Consider the following 310-nt stretch of genomic DNA (forward strand, 5'->3'; position numbering starts at 1 on the left):
CGCTTCACTATTTACACCACTACTATTACCTAGTGTAAGTCCAAACCCAAATATTACTGTTCCTGTAATCAACGATACAGTAAGTGTCGGAGATGGCATTCGAATTCTGCGAGCTGGTATTTATCAAATTAGTTATACATTAACAATTAGTCTTGATAACGTACCTACTGCACCAGAAGCTGGTCGTTTCTTCTTATCATTAAATACACCAGCTAACATTATTCCTGGATCAGGTACAGCAGTTCGTTCTAACGTTATTGGTACTGGTGAAGTAGATGTATCCAGTGGTGTTATTCTTATTAACTTAAAT

At 36.8% G+C, this 310-nt stretch carries 1 pseudogene; it reads left to right on the top strand.

What is annotated here, in order from left to right:
- Nucleotides 1-310: pseudogene (gene exsF / locus ACTJK5_RS23175) on the top strand (exosporium protein ExsF); the annotation flags it as partial.

Source organism: Agrobacterium sp. 22094 (assembly GCF_052046015.1).
Lineage (GTDB): Bacteria > Pseudomonadota > Alphaproteobacteria > Rhizobiales > Rhizobiaceae > Agrobacterium > Agrobacterium cavarae.